The organism is Arthrobacter sp. NPDC058130 (genome assembly GCF_042884475.1).
Classification (GTDB): domain Bacteria; phylum Actinomycetota; class Actinomycetes; order Actinomycetales; family Micrococcaceae; genus Arthrobacter.
This window is the reverse complement of record NZ_JBHVTV010000006.1, coordinates 146956-162733: the sequence shown is the minus strand read 5'-3', so window position 1 is coordinate 162733 and position 15778 is coordinate 146956. Positions and strand designations below refer to the sequence as shown.

Here is a 15778-nt window from a genome sequence, read left to right as displayed (position 1 = left end):
ACATTTCGTCCCGTGATGCCATGATAGGCCGGGCCTCACGCCTTGGCCCCGCCGCGTCTTCCCCTGTCGGTGCCCTGGGTCTGCCCTGTTCAAATAGGTACGTGTCGGGTTTACTGGGTGGCAAGGCTGACACGCAAACATGGAGGGGGAACCATGCAGTCCAAGGGGACATGGCAAATTGCAGCGGGCTTGATATTCCTGGCGGCCACGGTGTTCACGCTGCCGATGCCTCTGTTTGAGGTGTTCTCGGGCAGCGCCGGACAGGGCGCGGCGGCAGCGTTCGTCCTAGGACTCGCGCTTCTCGCCGCTGGCCTCGGCCTGGTCGCAGTGGGCCTGTACAAGCGATCCCGGAACCTGCGGACCGCGCGCAGCTACGACACCAGGGAGCCCTCCTCATCCGACGAGGACCGGCCGACCAATCCTCATTCAATGCCACATACATATGGCGCCCTTCCTCCACCGGGGTAGACAGGCGCAAAGCCACAAGAATTAAAACGACGACGGCGGGATGTCCCGCCGTCGTCTTTCATGCCGCCCGGAGCTTCGAAGTAGCGCTTCCGCGCCCTAAATCCGGTTAAATCCGGCAATTGCGAAAACGACTGCACACCCTCAACCCCTTGACGGTGTGATCTGCGTCGCGTAAATTGTTCAACAATCCGGATTGTTCAACAATCCAACAACTGATCGCAGTTACGACTTCCGCAGCATCACGGTAGCCGCACACACACCCCAATGTCCCCACCTGCAACGCCGCAAGCCGGGACAGGCAGGGCGCACCAACACCATCCGCCCGCACTCGGATGACATCCACACTCTTCATGGAGGTACAAATGGCCGCTCCATCAGTAATGGCCCCCGCTGACCCGAAACCCGTTGTGGGGCGCAAGGGCATGTACAAGGCCTTCGCGGCGAGCCTGACCGGAACCGCGCTGGAGTTCTATGACTTCGCCGTCTACTCCGCGGCGGCTGCGATCGTTTTCCCGCTGATCTTCTTCCCGGCTTCAGACCCCGTCACGGGCACCCTGTTGGCCTTCTCCACCTACGCGGTGGGCTACATTTCCCGGCCCGTCGGCGGCATCATCTTCGGCCGGCTCGGGGACGAGGTCGGCCGCAAGAAAATCCTGGTCATCACGCTCGTGCTGATCGGTGCCGCCACGTTCCTCATCGGCCTTCTTCCCACCTACGGCAACATCGGTGTCATCGCCCCCGCAATCCTGGTCTTCCTCCGTTTCGCGCAGGGTGTCGGCGTCGGCGGCGAGTGGGGCGGGGCAGTCCTGCTCTCCAGTGAATTCGGTGACCCGAGCCGCCGCGGCTTCTGGGCATCCGCCGCGCAGATCGGCCCGCCCGCCGGCAACCTGATGGCCAACGGCGTGCTTGCCGTCCTGACTATGGCCCTGTCCGAAGAGGATTTCTTGAACTTCGGCTGGCGAATCGCCTTCCTGATCTCGGCACTGCTGGTGGCCTTCGGGCTCTGGATCCGGCTCAAGCTTGAGGACACCCCGATCTTCAAGGCCATGGAAGCCAGGGGAGACAAACCCAAGTCCCCGATCCGCGAAGTCCTGGCAACCCAGCGCCGGCCCCTCGTCGCGGCCATGCTCAGCCGCATCGGCCCGGACGTCATCTACGCGATGTGCACAGTCTTCATGCTCACGTACGGCATTCAGAAACTTGGCTTCGACCGCGGCCAAGTGCTGGTGGCCGTCCTCATCGGCTCGGCACTCCAGATTTTCACCATGCCGCTTGCCGGGGCCATCTCTGACCGCATCAACCGCCGGCTGGTCTATGCCATCGCCGCAGTGGCCGCCGCCGTCTGGGGATACCTGTTCTTCATCGTCCTCGAAGGACGGTCCCCGGTCATGCTGATCGTGGGAACCGTGCTGGGCCTGCTCTGCCACTCGTTCATGTACGGACCCCAGGCGGCCTTCGTTGTTGAACAGTTCTCGCCGCGGCTCCGCTCCACCGGCAGCTCGCTGGCCTACACCTTCGCCGGAATCATCGGTGGCGCCATCGCACCGTTCATGTTCACCCTCCTGCTGGGCACCTTCAACAGCTGGGTCCCGGTGGCCATCTACCTCAGCGTTGCCTGCCTCCTGACCTTGGTAGGCCTGGCCCTGGGACGGGACTCCGACGTTGCCGAGGACCAGGAGTACCTCCAGTCTTCAACTGAGCTGGCGGAGTCCCGATGAACCAGGCCAACGCACGCCTGGCACCCGCCGATGCACGCCTGAAGTTTCGCAACGGCCTGGTCACTCCCGCCTCCGGATGGAGCGACGGCTACACCCAGGCAAACCTGATAGCTGTGACGGCCGACTACGCCGACGAATTCATCGAATTCTGCCGGCTCAACCCCAAAGCCTGCCCCCTCATCGACGTCATCCCCGCGGGGCAGTACGAGAGCGCCCTCGCCGCAGGGTCTGACATCCGCAGTGACATCCCCGCCTACCGGGTCTGGGTGGACGGCGAACTTGCCGACGAAGTTACGGACGTCGCATCGGTCTGGCGTGATGACATGGTGGGCGTCCTCATCGGCTGCAGTTTCACCTTCGAAGCCGCACTCGCCAGCGAGGGCGTCCCGCTCCGGCACACCGAAACCGGACGCAACGTCCCCATGTACCGCACGAGAATCGAGTGCACGCCTGCGGGACGAATCCACGGACCGATGGTGGTTTCCATGCGCCCGATGCCGCCCGAACTGGTCGAAACGGCCATCAGGGTGACGTCGGAAGTACCCAAGGTCCACGGCAGCCCGGTTCACGTCGGGGCGCCCGGGGACCTCGGCATTGCCGACATCAACCGCCCCGATTTTGGCGATGCGGTGGAGATCCGGCCGGGGGAAGTGCCGGTTTTCTGGGCGTGCGGTGTGACACCGCAGAGCGCAGTGACGGCATCTAGGCCGGCCTTCGCCATCAGCCACGCCCCCGGACACATGTTCATCACTGATGTTCCCGAAAGTACCTACCGGGAACGGACAGGAGCGTCATCATGAAGAAGAGACTTCCCGTTGCCGAGAAACGGGCGCGCAGGATCATTAACCTCTCGGCGCCACGGCGGCAAGCCACCGGCACCCACTGCGAACTGACCGGAGTCTGGCAGAGCCCGGCGGGAGCGAGCATCTCGCTGTACGAAGGCCAGCTCCTCCCGAGCGAGGCCGGCCGGCCATGTGTCTGGACGTACGCCGGCCACCCGGCACGCAAGGCCGATTCCGCAGATGCCCGGTGGGCGGCTCCGGAGTATCAAAGACTGTAAGGGCAGCAAGCGGCAAGCGGACGACGGCGGGACTTCCCGCCGTCGTCCGCTTGCCGTTGATTCGACCATCGCCAGCAACTGCAAAAGCTCCGCACCGTTGTTCGCCCGGGCTCCCGGACGTGGACCGCGAGGAGCTCGGTTGCTATCGTCAACCAACGCCTCAGACGGACCCGCATCTTGCAACCGGCCCGCGCACCAAGTAATGTGTGAGCCGTGTCACCCACCAGTGGCACGGCTTATGATCTGCGGCGGGAGAGTCCTGCCGGTACGTTCAGCAGGCGCCGTAGGAGCAAATCCTCCCCAGGAATCTCTCAGGCCCACGTACCGCCGCGGCAAGGCAACTCTGGAAAGCAGTCCGGGAAACCGGGCTCACCGACGGTGCAAGTGGCGCCTGCTAAACAGCAGGCAACGCGGAAACTCTCAGGTCCAATACAGAGCGGGGAGGAACCCGAATCATCGTGGCGCTTTGTGCCACCTGAATTATGGAGTTCCTCATGACGATTCAATCGTCCCCGTCCACGTTCGCAGACCGTCATATCGGTGCGCGCCGCCAGACAGACATCGACACCATGCTCAAGGCCGTCGGCTACGACAGTGTAGACGGCCTCGTTGACAATGCAGTCCCCGCTTCCATTCGCCAGGAAAAGCCGCTCAGCCTGGACAGCGCCCTCAGCGAAGTTGAGGTGCTGGCCGAGCTGCGCAAGCTGGCTTCCAAGAACAAGACGGCCGTGCAGATGATCGGCCAAGGCTACTACGACACTGTCACGCCGCCGGTGATCCGCCGCAACATCCTCGAAGCCCCGGCCTGGTACACGGCCTACACGCCGTACCAGCCGGAGATCTCGCAGGGCCGGCTCGAGGCGCTGCTGAATTTCCAGACCATGGTCCAGGACCTCACGGCGCTGCCGGTCGCCAACGCCTCCCTCCTGGACGAGGCCACCGCCGTCGCCGAGGCCGTGCTCCTGATGCGCAGGGCCAATAAGTCCGCAGGTCAGAACGCCGGTGCCCGCGACGGCAAAACAGTCATTGATGCTGACTGCCTCCCGCAGACCATCGCGATCGTGCGGGGCCGCGCCGAGGCGCTAGGCTTCGAGGTTGAGGTCGCCGACCTCTCCAAGGGCCTGCCCGACGGAGACATCAACGGCGTCGTCCTCCAGCAGCCGGGCGTATCCGGCCGGGTGTGGGACCAGTCCGCCGTGATCGCACAAGCCAAGGAACGCGGCGCCCTGGTCACCGTGGCAGCGGACCTTCTGGCCCTGACCCTGATCACCCCTCCGGGCGAGCAGGGCGCGGACATCGCCGTCGGCTCCACGCAGCGCTTCGGCGTGCCGCTGTTCTTCGGCGGCCCGCACGCGGCCTACATGGCGGTGCGCGAGGGCATGGAACGCACGCTTCCTGGCCGAATTGTTGGCGTCTCCAAGGACAACGCCGGCGTCCCCGCCTACCGGCTGGCACTGCAGACCCGCGAGCAGCACATCCGCCGCGAAAAGGCCACGTCCAACATCTGCACCGCCCAGGCCCTGCTGGCCATCGTCTCCTCGATGTACGCCGTGTACCACGGTCCCGAGGGCCTGAAGGCGATCGCCGAGACCGTCCACAACAACGCCCGGGCCCTCGCCGCCACGCTCAAGATCGTCGGCCGGGAACTGGTGAGCGAATCCTTCTTCGACACTGTCACGGTCCGCGTTCCGGGTAAGGCCCGGAAGGTCATCAACGCTGCCGAGGCCCGCGGTATCAACCTGCGTTTCATCGATGCGGACACAGTTGGCGTGTCAGTCGATGAGACCACGACGGCGGAGGTCCTCTCCGCGGTGGTTGTCGCCTTTGGCGCCGGTCCGGTGGTGGAGGCCAAGGGCTTCGACCTGCCCGAATCCGTGGTCCGCACCTCCGACTACCTCCAGCACCCGGTCTTCAACACACACCGTTCCGAGACCCAGCTGCTGCGTTACATCCGCCGCCTCTCGGACCGCGACCTCGCCCTGGACCGCACCATGATCCCGCTGGGCTCCTGCACCATGAAGCTGAACGCCACGGCCGAGATGGAGGCCATCTCCTGGCCGGAGTTCGCCTCCATCCACCCCTTCGCCCCGGACTCCCAGACCGAGGGCTGGCGGGAACTGATCGAGGGCCTGGAATCGGACCTGACTGAGATCACCGGCTACGACCAGGTCTCGATCCAGCCGAATGCCGGCTCGCAGGGCGAACTGGCCGGCCTGCTGGCCATCCGCGGCTACCACCTCTCCCGCGGCGATGCCCAGCGCAACGTCTGCCTGATCCCGGCCTCCGCGCACGGCACCAACGCCGCCTCCGCCGTCCTGGCCGGCATGAAGGTCGTGGTCGTGGCCACCGCTTCGGACGGCACGATCGACCACGCGGACCTGACCGCCAAGATCGAGGCCAACAAGGACGTCCTGTCGGCGATCATGATCACCTACCCCTCGACCCACGGTGTGTACGACGCCGACGTCCGCGAGGTCTGCGATTCGGTGCATGCGGCCGGCGGACAGGTCTATGTTGACGGCGCCAACCTCAACGCCCTCGTGGGCCTCGCCCAGCCGGGGAAGTTCGGCGGCGACGTGTCCCACCTGAACCTGCACAAGACGTTCTGCATCCCGCACGGCGGCGGCGGACCCGGCGTGGGCCCGGTCGCGGCCAAGGCGCATCTGGCCCCGTTCATGCCGGGCGACGCCAACAAGGCCGCGCACGAGGCCTGCGCCATCGAACCGGGAACTGGAGTTGCGATCTCCGCCTCCCGCTACGGCTCGGCCGGTGTCCTGCCGATTTCCTGGGCGTACGTGAAGCTGATGGGCGGTGTGGGCCTGACCGAGGCCACCAAGTCTGCTCTGCTCGCGGCGAACTACGTCGCGGCGCGGTTGGATGAGCACTACCCGGTGCTCTACACCGGGGAGAGCGGGCTGGTGGCCCACGAGTGCATCCTGGACCTGCGCGAACTCACCGCCAAAACGGGCGTGACCGCCGAGGACGTGGCCAAGCGTCTCATCGACTTTGGCTTCCACGCGCCCACGCTGTCGTTCCCGGTGGCTGGCACCCTGATGGTGGAGCCTACCGAGTCCGAGGACCTTGCGGAGATTGACCGTTTCATCGAGGCGATGATCACCATCCGGCAGGAGATCGACCAGGTCGCCAACGGCGATTTCACGGTGGAGAACTCCCCGCTGCGCAACGCACCGCACACGGCGGCCGCCGTCGTATCTTCCGGCTGGGAGCGGGCGTACCCGCGTGAGCAGGCCGTGTTCCCCGTGCACGCACTCAGGCAGGACAAATACTTCCCGCCCGTCGGCCGCATCGACGGCGCCGCAGGCGACCGGAACCTGGTCTGCTCCTGCCCGCCGCTTTCCGAATTCGAGAACTAAGGAGTATCCCGATGACTGAGAACTACACCGCTCTCTATGAGCAGCACAAAATAGCCGGCGCCTCCTTCACTGACTTCGGTGGCTGGCAGATGCCGCTCAAATACAGCTCCGAACTCGCCGAGCACCACGCGGTCCGCAACGCGGCGGGTTTGTTCGATCTCTCCCACATGGGCGAAGTCTGGGTCAGCGGCCCGGATGCCGCAGCCTTCTTGGACTACGCCCTGGCCGGGAAGCTGTCCGCGGTCACCGTCGGCAAGGCCAAGTACTCGCTGATCTGCGACGAGGACGGCGGCATCATCGATGACCTCATCTCGTACCGTCGAGGCGAGGAGAAGTACCTCGTGGTCCCGAACGCCGGCAACGCCGTGGTGGTCGCCGCGGCCTTGGCCGAGAGGGCTGGTGCCGGAAAAGAAGGCGGGTTCGACGTCACCGTCGAGGACGCCTCCGCCGAGACCTCCCTGATCGCAGTCCAGGGACCGAATGCAGAGGCCATTCTGCTGACGCTGGTTCCGGCTGAGCAGCATTCGCTGGTGGCTGAGCTGAAGTACTACGCGGCTGTTGAAGTCCAGATCAACGGGCAGGAGCTGCTGCTTGCCCGCACCGGCTACACCGGCGAAGACGGGTTCGAAATCTACGTGCCGAACGACGACGCTCCGGGCCTGTGGGAGAAGCTGCTGGAAACCGGAAGCGCCCACGGGCTCGTCCCGGCCGGCCTGGCCTGCCGCGACTCGCTGCGGCTGGAGGCCGGCATGCCGCTCTACGGCAATGAGCTCTCCCGCGAAGGCAATCCCTATGCCGCAGGCCTGGGGCCCGTTGTCTCGCTCGCCAAGGAATCGGACTTCGTCGGCAAACCCGCACTGGGCGATCTGAAGGCAGCCGGCGTCGGGTCCACCAGGGGCCGCAAGCTGGTCGGCCTCAAGGGACTGGGCCGCCGCGCCGGCCGCAGCCACTACGCGGTCCTCAAGGAGGGCAACGTTGTTGGCGAAGTGACCTCAGGGCAGCCGAGCCCCACCCTGGGCTACCCCATTGCCATGGCCTATGTCGACGTCGAACACGCCGCACCGGGCACCGCCCTGGACATCGATTTGCGCGGCAAGGCAGAGCCGTTCGAAGTGGTGGCACTGCCGTTCTACAAGCGCCAAAAGTAGCCCGGCCCCCGTCGGGACCGACATCCTCCGCGTGCTCGGTCGCGTATACGCCCGCTGGGCGGACGTGACGCTCCCTTAGACGCAAGCTTCCGGATGCCGGACCCCGACGGAGCCTCCACGAAAGGGGCGCCTTCGAAAACCGCGGCCAACCGGCCCTCAAGGTCGGCCCGCCTCCCGTTCCAGGCATCTTAGGAAGCGCCTTCGAAGGCCAAAGGTGCTGGGGATGAGCCGCCTGCCGTCACCTGGCATTCAAACCGACCGCAGATTTTTATTCAGACGAGATTAAAGGAATTGAAATGAGCAAAGTAGTTGCTGAACTGAAGTACTCCGCCGAGCACGAGTGGGTTGCTGTTGATGGGTCAGGCCCAGTGGGGATTGGTATTTCCGCTGTGGCGGCTGATGCCCTGGGTGACATTGTGTATGTGGATCTGCCGGAGGTTGGTTCGTCGGTGACGGCGGGGGAGACGTGCGGTGAGGTGGAGTCGACGAAGTCGGTTTCGGATCTGTATGCCCCGGTGACCGGCGAGGTTGTGGCGGTCAATGATGATGTTGTGTCGGATCCGGCGCTGATCAACAGTGACCCGTATGGTGCCGGCTGGCTGTTCAAGGTGGCGGTGACCGCGGAAGGTCCGCTGCTGTCTGCTGAGGAGTACGCGGCAGCGAACGGCGGCGAACTGTGAGCGCCGCGGTGACCGAAACCGGCTTCGCGCAGGTGGTCTCCGCGTCCCTGGACGCGGACCTGTCCGCGCTGGATCCGGAGATCGCGGCGAAGATCGACGCCGAGCTGGGCCGGCAGCGGGACGGGCTGGAGATGATCGCCTCGGAGAACCACACCGCCAGGGCCGTCATGCAGGCGCAGGGTTCCGTGCTGACCAACAAGTACGCCGAGGGCTACCCGGGCAAGCGCTACTACGGCGGCTGCGAGCACGTGGACGTCATCGAGCAGCTCGCGATCGACCGGGTCAAGGCCCTGTTCGGCGCCGAATACGCGAACGTGCAGCCGCACTCCGGCGCGCAGGCGAACGCCTCGGTGATGCACGCCCTGATCCGGCCGGGGGACACGATCATGGGCCTGAACCTGGCGCACGGCGGGCACCTGACGCACGGGATGCGGATCAACTTCTCCGGCCGGCTCTACAACGTCGTCCCGTACCAGGTCCGTCAGGACACCCACACGGTGGACATGGCCGAGGTCGAGGCCCTGGCCCTGGAACACAGGCCGGCGCTGATCGTGGCCGGCTGGTCCGCGTATGCCCGGCAGCTGGACTTCGCCGAGTTCCGCCGGATCGCCGATTCGGTGGGCGCGTACCTGATGGTGGACATGGCGCACTTCGCCGGGCTGGTCGCGGCCGGGCTGCACCCGTCCCCGGTGCCGCACGCGCACGTCACCACCTCCACGACGCACAAGACCCTGGCCGGTCCGCGCGGCGGGATCATCCTGACCAACGACGCCGAGGTCGCGAAGAAGATCAACTCCGCGGTGTTCCCGGGCCAGCAGGGCGGCCCGCTGGAGCACGTGATCGCGGGCAAGGCGGTGGCGTTCAGGATCGCCGCGTCCGAAGAGTTCAGGGAGCGGCAGGAGCGGGTGCTGGCCGGTGCCCGGATCCTCGCGGACCGGCTGGTCCGCCCGGACGTGACCGCGAAGGGCATCAGCGTGGTCTCCGGCGGCACCGACGTGCACCTGGTCCTGGTGGACTTGCGCGACTGCGAGCTCAACGGCCAGGAGGCCGAGGACCGGCTCGCCGCGATCGACATCACGGTCAACCGCAACGCCGTGCCGTTTGATCCGCGTCCGCCGATGGTCACCTCGGGGCTGCGGATCGGCACCCCGGCGCTGGCCACCCGCGGGTTCGGTGAGGCGGCCTTCGCCGAGGTCGCGGACATCATCGCCGAGGCACTCACCGCCGACGCCGGCGCGGACCTCTCGGGCCTGCGCGCCCGCGTGGAGGCCCTCGCCAAAGCCCACCCGCTCTACCCAGGCGTGGCCGACCTCGCCTGACCATTCCCGGAGCCAGACCGTTCGCGGACTGGCTCCGGGACCGGCGGACCGGACTTTTCACGCGTGCTGCTCCTTCTCCCCACCGTCCCCCTAGCCTCGCAAGCTCGGCCAGGGAACCCTGTCGGTGTGGGCCCCCGCTTACTGACGCACGCTTTCGAAAAGCCCGGCTCCGCCGGCCCCTCGGGGGCAGCTCACCCACCGCTCTGTTACCACATATACCCAGTTAGGAACCCGGCCATGGCTGTTGGTGTTTTTGATCTCTTTTCTATTGGGATCGGGCCTTCGAGCTCTCATACTGTTGGCCCCATGCGTGCCGCAGCCGTCTTCGCCGAAGAACTCAAATCCCTTGGCAAGCTGGCGGACACGGCGTCGCTGCGGGTGGATCTCTACGGCTCCCTGGCCGCGACGGGCCACGGCCACGGCACCATGACCGCCATCCTGCTTGGGCTGGAGGGATTCCACCCCGAGCTGATCCTGCCCGAGGAAGTGGAGGGCCGGCTGGCCACGATCGCCGAGACCGGCACCCTGCAGCTGGCCGGGGCCGTGCCCCTGCCCTACGGGGTGAAGGACATGGTCCTGCGCCCGCTGACCATCCTGCCCCGGCACACCAACGGCATGACATTCACGGTCTCCGACGCCGCTGGCGAAACCGTGCACAGCGCCACGTTCTTCTCCGTCGGCGGCGGCTTCATCGTCCGCGAAGGCGAGGAAGACGCCGCCCAGCAGGAACTCGATGAATCCAAGAAGGAACTTCCGCTGCCGTTCCGGACCGCGGCGGAGCTGCTCAAGCACTGCCAGAACACGTCCTTGGGCATCAGTGACGTCATGCGGATCAATGAGGAAGACAACCGCACCGAAGAGGAGATCCGGGCGGGCCTGCTCCATATCCATTCCGTAATGGAGGGCTGCGTGGAAACCAGCCTCAGGCGCGAGGGCCTGCTGCCGGGCGGGCTGAAGGTCCGCCGCCGGGCCCCCGACTGGCACGAGCGGTTGCTGAAGGAGAGCCGGGACCATGACCCCGACTTCCGGGACCCGAAGTACTGGCAGGAATGGGTGAACCTGATCGCCCTCGCCGTGAACGAGGAGAACGCCTCCGGCGGGCGCGTGGTCACCGCCCCGACGAACGGCGCCGCTGGGATCATCCCGGCCGTGCTCTACTATGCTCTGCATTTCGCCCCCGGCATGGAGAACGCCACCCAGGCCGACCGCGACGACGTGGTGGTGAAGTTCCTGCTCACCGCCGGTGCCATCGGGGTGCTCTACAAGGAGCAGGCCTCGATTTCCGGCGCCGAGGTCGGCTGCCAGGGCGAGGTGGGCTCGGCGTCGTCGATGGCGGCCGCCGGGCTGGCCGAAGTCATGGGCGGGACGCCGGCGCAGGTGGAGAACGCCGCGGAGATCGCGATGGAACACAACCTGGGCCTGACCTGCGATCCCATCGGCGGGCTGGTCCAGGTGCCCTGCATCGAACGCAACGCGATCGCCGCGGCGAAGGCCATCAACGCCGCCAAGATGGCCCTCTGGGGCGACGGCACCCACCGGGTCTCCCTGGACGAGGTCATCGTGACCATGCGGGAGACCGGCAAGGACATGAGCTCCAAATACAAGGAAACGGCCATGGGCGGCCTCGCCGTCAACGTCGTCGAATGCTGAAGGAAAGAGAACTATGACACTGGCACCAGAAGGCCGGAAGATGCTGCGCATTGAGCAGCGAAACGCGGCCACACCGGTGGAACGTAAGCCGGAATGGATCAAGGCCAAGGTCCAGATGGGCCCCGAGTTCGTCCAGCTCAAGAACCTCGTGAAGAAGGAAGGCCTCCACACGGTGTGTGAGGAGGCCGGCTGCCCGAACATCTTCGAATGCTGGGAAGACAAGGAAGCGACCTTCCTGATCGGCGGCTCCGAATGCACCCGGCGCTGCGACTTCTGCCAGATCGACACCGGCAAGCCCTCCCCGGTGGACATGTTCGAGCCCACCAAGGTGGCCCGCTCGGTCCAGGCCATGGCCCTGCGCTACGCCACCGTGACCGGCGTGGCCCGCGACGACCTCGCCGATGAGGGCGTCTGGCTCTACGCCGAGACGGTCCGCAAGATCCACGAACTGAACCCGGGCACCGGCGTCGAACTGCTCATCCCGGACTTCTCCGGCAAGCCCGAACACATCGCGGCGATCTGCGACTCCCGGCCCGAGGTCTTCGCCCACAACGTCGAGACCGTGCCCCGGATCTTCAAGCGGATCCGCCCGGCGTTCCGCTACGACCGCTCCCTGGACGTCATCAGCCAGGGCCGCAAGCTCGGCATGGTCACCAAGTCCAACCTGATCCTGGGCATGGGCGAGACCCGCGAGGAAATCTCCGAGGCCCTCCGGGACCTGCACGAGGCCGGCTGCGACCTGATCACCATCACCCAGTACCTCCGCCCCTCCGAACGGCACCTGCCGGTGGACCGCTGGGTCAAGCCGCAGGAATTCGTGGACCTGCAAAACGAGGCGGACGAGATCGGCTTCCTCGGCGTCATGTCCGGGCCGCTGGTGCGCTCCTCCTACCGCGCCGGCCGGCTCTGGGCCACCGCGATGCGCAAGAAGGGCCGGGAAATCCCCGCCGAACTCGCCCACATCGCCGACGGCATCCAGGACTCCGGCAGCACCCGCCAGGAAGCAAGCTCCCTGCTCGCGGCTACGGCCTGACAACCCAACACCTGATGCCCCAACACCTGATGCCCAAACACCTGATGCATTGAGAGGACCAATGATGTTCCCCATCAGAATAGAAATCATCCCTTCCGAGGGAATCGTCGAGCGGGTCACGGACCTGGTGCCGTTGACCACCACGCTCACGGTGACATGCCTGCCCCATCACGGCATCGAGCGGACCATGCGCACCGCCGTGCAGCTTGGTGTGCTGGGCTACACCGTCATCCCGCACCTCGCCGCCCGGAGCCTGCATGACCGGGCCGAGCTGACCGGAATCCTCCGCGACTGCGATGCTGCTGGCATCCGCGAGGTGTTTGTCATTGGCGGGGACCGGAAGCAGCAGGCCGGACCCTACCGGTCCGCCCTCCCGCTGCTGGAAGACATCGCCCAGTACTCCGGCGGCATGATGCGGGCAGGCATCGCGGGCTACCCGGAGGGCCACCCCTCCGCCGGCCCCGTGGACATGCTGGACGCCCTCCTGGCCAAGCAGCACCTGGCCTCGCACGTTGTAACCCAGATGTGCTTCGCCCCGGAGACGATCCTTGACTACGCGGCGCTCCTGCGCCGCGAAGGCGTTGAGCTGCCCGTCTGGGCAGGGGTGGCGGGGTCCGTGCCCCGGACCAAACTGGTCTCCCTGGCGACGCAGATCGGCGTCGGAAGTTCCCTGAAGTTCCTCAGCCGGAAGGGCCCGCTGGCCCGCAAACTCCTGAGCGGCGACCGCTACTCGCCCCAAAGCCTGGTGTCCGGACTGGAAAGCCAGCCTGGCAAGCTCGCGGGCATTCATCTCTACAGCTTCAACAGCCTTGACTCTGTTCCCGGCGGACAGGGGCAGGCGTCCCTCCCAGCAGCACTCCAGACAGCATTGATTCCAGGAGCAGCACGTGACAACTGAAACCGTAACTTCCCACCAGGAGCCTCATCTTGAGCGGCAGCTCAGCAACCGGCACATCCAGCTGATCGCCATTGGCGGCGCCATCGGCACCGGCCTCTTCATGGGCTCGGGCAAAACCATCTCCGCGGCCGGGCCCTCCGTCATTTTCGTCTACATGATCATCGGCTTCATGCTCTTCTTCGTCATGCGGGCCATGGGCGAGCTGCTGCTGAGCAACCTGAACTACAAATCCTTCAGCGACTTCGCAGCGGACCTCCTCGGGCCCTGGGCCGGCTTCTTCACCGGCTGGACGTACTGGTTCTGCTGGGTGATCACGGGAATCGCGGACGTCATCGCCATCGCCGGCTACTCCAAGGAACTCTGGCCGGGGCTGCCGCTGTGGATCCCGGGCCTGGCCACCATCGCCATCCTTCTGCTCCTGAACCTGACCACGGTGAAGGCGTTCGGCGAGACGGAGTTCTGGTTCGCGCTGATCAAGATCATCGCCATCGCGGCGCTGATCGTGGTGGGCCTGTTCATGATCTTCAGCGGGTTCACCTCCGACGCCGGACCGGCCAGCTTCTCCAACCTGTGGAGCCACGGCGGTTTCTTCCCGAACGAGTTCATGGGGTTTGTGGCCGGCTTCCAGATCGCCGTGTTCGCCTTTGTGGGCATTGAGCTGGTAGGCACCACCGCAGCTGAGGCCAAGGACCCGGAGAAGAACCTGCCGAAGGCCATCAACTCCATCCCCATCCGCGTGCTGCTGTTCTACGTGGGCGCCCTGATCATCCTGATGTCCGTCACTCCCTGGACCCAGTTCCAGGCCGGACACAGCCCGTTCATCGCCATGTTCTCCCTGGCAGGGCTCGGCGCTGCGGCAACGATCGTGAACCTGGTGGTGCTCACCTCGGCCATGTCCTCGGCCAACTCCGGCATCTACTCCACCTCCCGCATGGTCTACGGACTGGCGCAGGAGGGGGACGCGCCCGGCGTGTTTAGCAGGCTGTCCCGCCGCAGGGTTCCGCAGAACGCCCTGTTCCTCTCCTGCGTCCTGCTGCTCTCCGGCGTCGTGCTGATGTACGCCGGCTCGGACATCGGCAAGGCCTTCGACATGGTGACCACCGTGTCCGCTGTCTGCTTCGTGTTCGTCTGGTCCATCATCCTGGCCAGCCACCTGTCCTTCCGCCGTCGCCGGCCGCACCTGCATGATGCGTCCAAGTACCGGATGCCGGGCGGAGTCCCCATGGTCTGCGTGGTCTTCGCGTTCTTCGCCTTCGTGCTCTGGGCGCTGACCACGCAGCCGGACACGCTTCTGGCGCTGCTGGTCACGCCGGTCTGGTTCATCCTGCTCGGTTCCGCGTGGTTCGTGCTGCGCAGGCGTCCCGCGCACCTGGCCCGATATTCGCGGTTCCAGGCCGAGCTTGCGCAGGAAGAGGCATCAGCTGTTGCGCGAGAGTTTGAGAAGGTGAAGAAGTGACCGCACAGTCCCCCGGCCTGGCTCCTGTGGAACCCGGCGCCACGGCAGAGCACGTCCTGACCGTCGACTGTGTGGAGTCGCCGGGCATCGTCCACGCGGTCTCGGGATTCCTGCTCAACCACGGCTGCGACATCCTGGACATCAAGCAGTACGGGGACAAGGGGCAACGGCACTTCTTCATGCGCGTCCACTTTTCCGCGGGTGCCACCACCGGCTCCTCCCCAGACTCCTCTTCAGAGCAGGAGTCCCTCAGCACCGAGGACCTGCGCCGCGACTTCACGCCTGTGGCCGAGGAGTGGGGGATGAATTGGCAGCTGGAACCGCATGGCCGCAAACGCCGTGTCCTGGTGATGGTGTCCAAGATGGGCCACTGCCTCAACGATCTGCTCTTCCGGGCACGCACCGGCGACATCCCGGTGGAGATCGTGGCCGTGGTGTCCAACCACCGCGACCAGGAGGGCCTGGTCCAGTGGCACGGCATCCCATTCTTCCACCTGCCAGTCACCAAGGACACCAAGCCCGAGGCTGAGGCCCGGCTAATGGAGCTGGTGGACGCCTTCGACGTGGAACTCGTGGTCCTGGCCCGTTACATGCAGGTCCTCAGCGATGAGCTCTCGGCCCGGCTGGCAGGGCGGACCATTAACATCCACCACTCGTTCCTGCCCAGCTTCAAGGGCGCGAAGCCCTACCACCAGGCCTACGACCGCGGCGTCAAGACCGTGGGCGCCACGGCTCACTACGTCAACGCCGAACTCGACGAGGGCCCGATCATTTCCCAGCAGGTCATCGACGTGGACCACACGTATACCGCCGATGACCTGGTGGCGGTGGGCCGGGACGCCGAATGCGCGGCCCTTCGCAACGCCGTGCGCTGGCATTGCGAGGGCCGGATCCTGCTGCTCGGCAACCGCACCGTCATTTTGCGCTAGGCCATGAAACCGACGAAGGGATCATCCTGGCGGTTGCGCCTGGAA

At 65.8% G+C, this 15778-nt stretch carries 12 protein-coding genes and 1 riboswitch; all 12 genes read left to right on the top strand.

Annotated elements, in window-relative coordinates; genetic code table 11:
* The first annotated feature begins 830 nt into the window (after window positions 1-830).
* A complete protein-coding gene (locus tag ACFVTM_RS12800; RefSeq protein ID WP_390203842.1) occupies window positions 831-2186 on the top strand; it encodes an MFS transporter in 1356 nt (451 codons plus the stop codon).
* Window positions 2183-2986 carry a putative hydro-lyase gene (locus ACFVTM_RS12795; RefSeq protein ID WP_390203841.1) on the top strand — a complete coding sequence of 268 codons (804 nt, stop codon included), beginning with the start codon at window positions 2183-2185 and terminating at the stop codon, window positions 2984-2986. The genes ACFVTM_RS12800 and ACFVTM_RS12795 overlap by 4 nt, the downstream gene beginning before the upstream one ends.
* Window positions 2983-3246, top strand: coding sequence for a hypothetical protein (locus tag ACFVTM_RS12790; RefSeq protein ID WP_390203840.1), 264 nt, complete (start codon window positions 2983-2985; stop codon window positions 3244-3246). Before ACFVTM_RS12795 ends, ACFVTM_RS12790 begins: the two co-directional genes overlap by 4 nt.
* Before the next feature lie 239 nt (window positions 3247-3485).
* A riboswitch (glycine riboswitch) is annotated at window positions 3486-3583 on the top strand.
* Window positions 3584-3728: 145 nt separating this feature from the next.
* Entirely contained in the window at window positions 3729-6620 is a 2892-nt protein-coding gene (gcvP, locus tag ACFVTM_RS12785; RefSeq protein ID WP_390203839.1) for an aminomethyl-transferring glycine dehydrogenase, read from the top strand.
* 11 nt (window positions 6621-6631) lie between these two features.
* Window positions 6632-7768 carry a glycine cleavage system aminomethyltransferase GcvT gene (gene gcvT / locus ACFVTM_RS12780; protein WP_390203838.1) on the top strand — a complete coding sequence of 379 codons (1137 nt, stop codon included), beginning with the start codon at window positions 6632-6634 and terminating at the stop codon, window positions 7766-7768.
* Window positions 7769-8064: 296 nt separating this feature from the next.
* Window positions 8065-8448: a glycine cleavage system protein GcvH gene (gene gcvH / locus ACFVTM_RS12775; protein WP_390203837.1), complete on the top strand. Its 384-nt coding sequence runs from the start codon at window positions 8065-8067 to the stop codon at window positions 8446-8448.
* The gene (gene glyA / locus ACFVTM_RS12770; RefSeq protein WP_390203836.1) at window positions 8445-9767 is read left to right on the top strand and encodes a serine hydroxymethyltransferase; all 1323 of its coding nucleotides are present in this window, start codon (window positions 8445-8447) and stop codon (window positions 9765-9767) included. The genes gcvH and glyA overlap by 4 nt, the downstream gene beginning before the upstream one ends.
* Window positions 9768-10004: 237 nt before the next feature.
* Window positions 10005-11417, top strand: a complete 1413-nt coding sequence (locus ACFVTM_RS12765; RefSeq protein WP_390203835.1) for an L-serine ammonia-lyase — start codon at window positions 10005-10007, stop codon at window positions 11415-11417.
* A gap of 13 nt (window positions 11418-11430) precedes the next feature.
* Window positions 11431-12450, top strand: coding sequence for a lipoyl synthase (gene lipA, locus ACFVTM_RS12760; protein WP_390203834.1), 1020 nt, complete (start codon window positions 11431-11433; stop codon window positions 12448-12450).
* A gap of 61 nt (window positions 12451-12511) precedes the next feature.
* Complete coding sequence (locus ACFVTM_RS12755; RefSeq protein ID WP_390203833.1) at window positions 12512-13348, top strand: methylenetetrahydrofolate reductase; 837 nt, start codon at window positions 12512-12514, stop codon at window positions 13346-13348.
* Window positions 13338-14804, top strand: coding sequence for a D-serine/D-alanine/glycine transporter (gene cycA, locus ACFVTM_RS12750; protein WP_390203832.1), 1467 nt, complete (start codon window positions 13338-13340; stop codon window positions 14802-14804). Before ACFVTM_RS12755 ends, cycA begins: the two co-directional genes overlap by 11 nt.
* Window positions 14801-15733, top strand: coding sequence for a formyltetrahydrofolate deformylase (gene purU, locus ACFVTM_RS12745; RefSeq protein WP_390203831.1), 933 nt, complete (start codon window positions 14801-14803; stop codon window positions 15731-15733). Before cycA ends, purU begins: the two co-directional genes overlap by 4 nt.
* The last annotated feature ends 45 nt before the right edge of the window (window positions 15734-15778 follow it).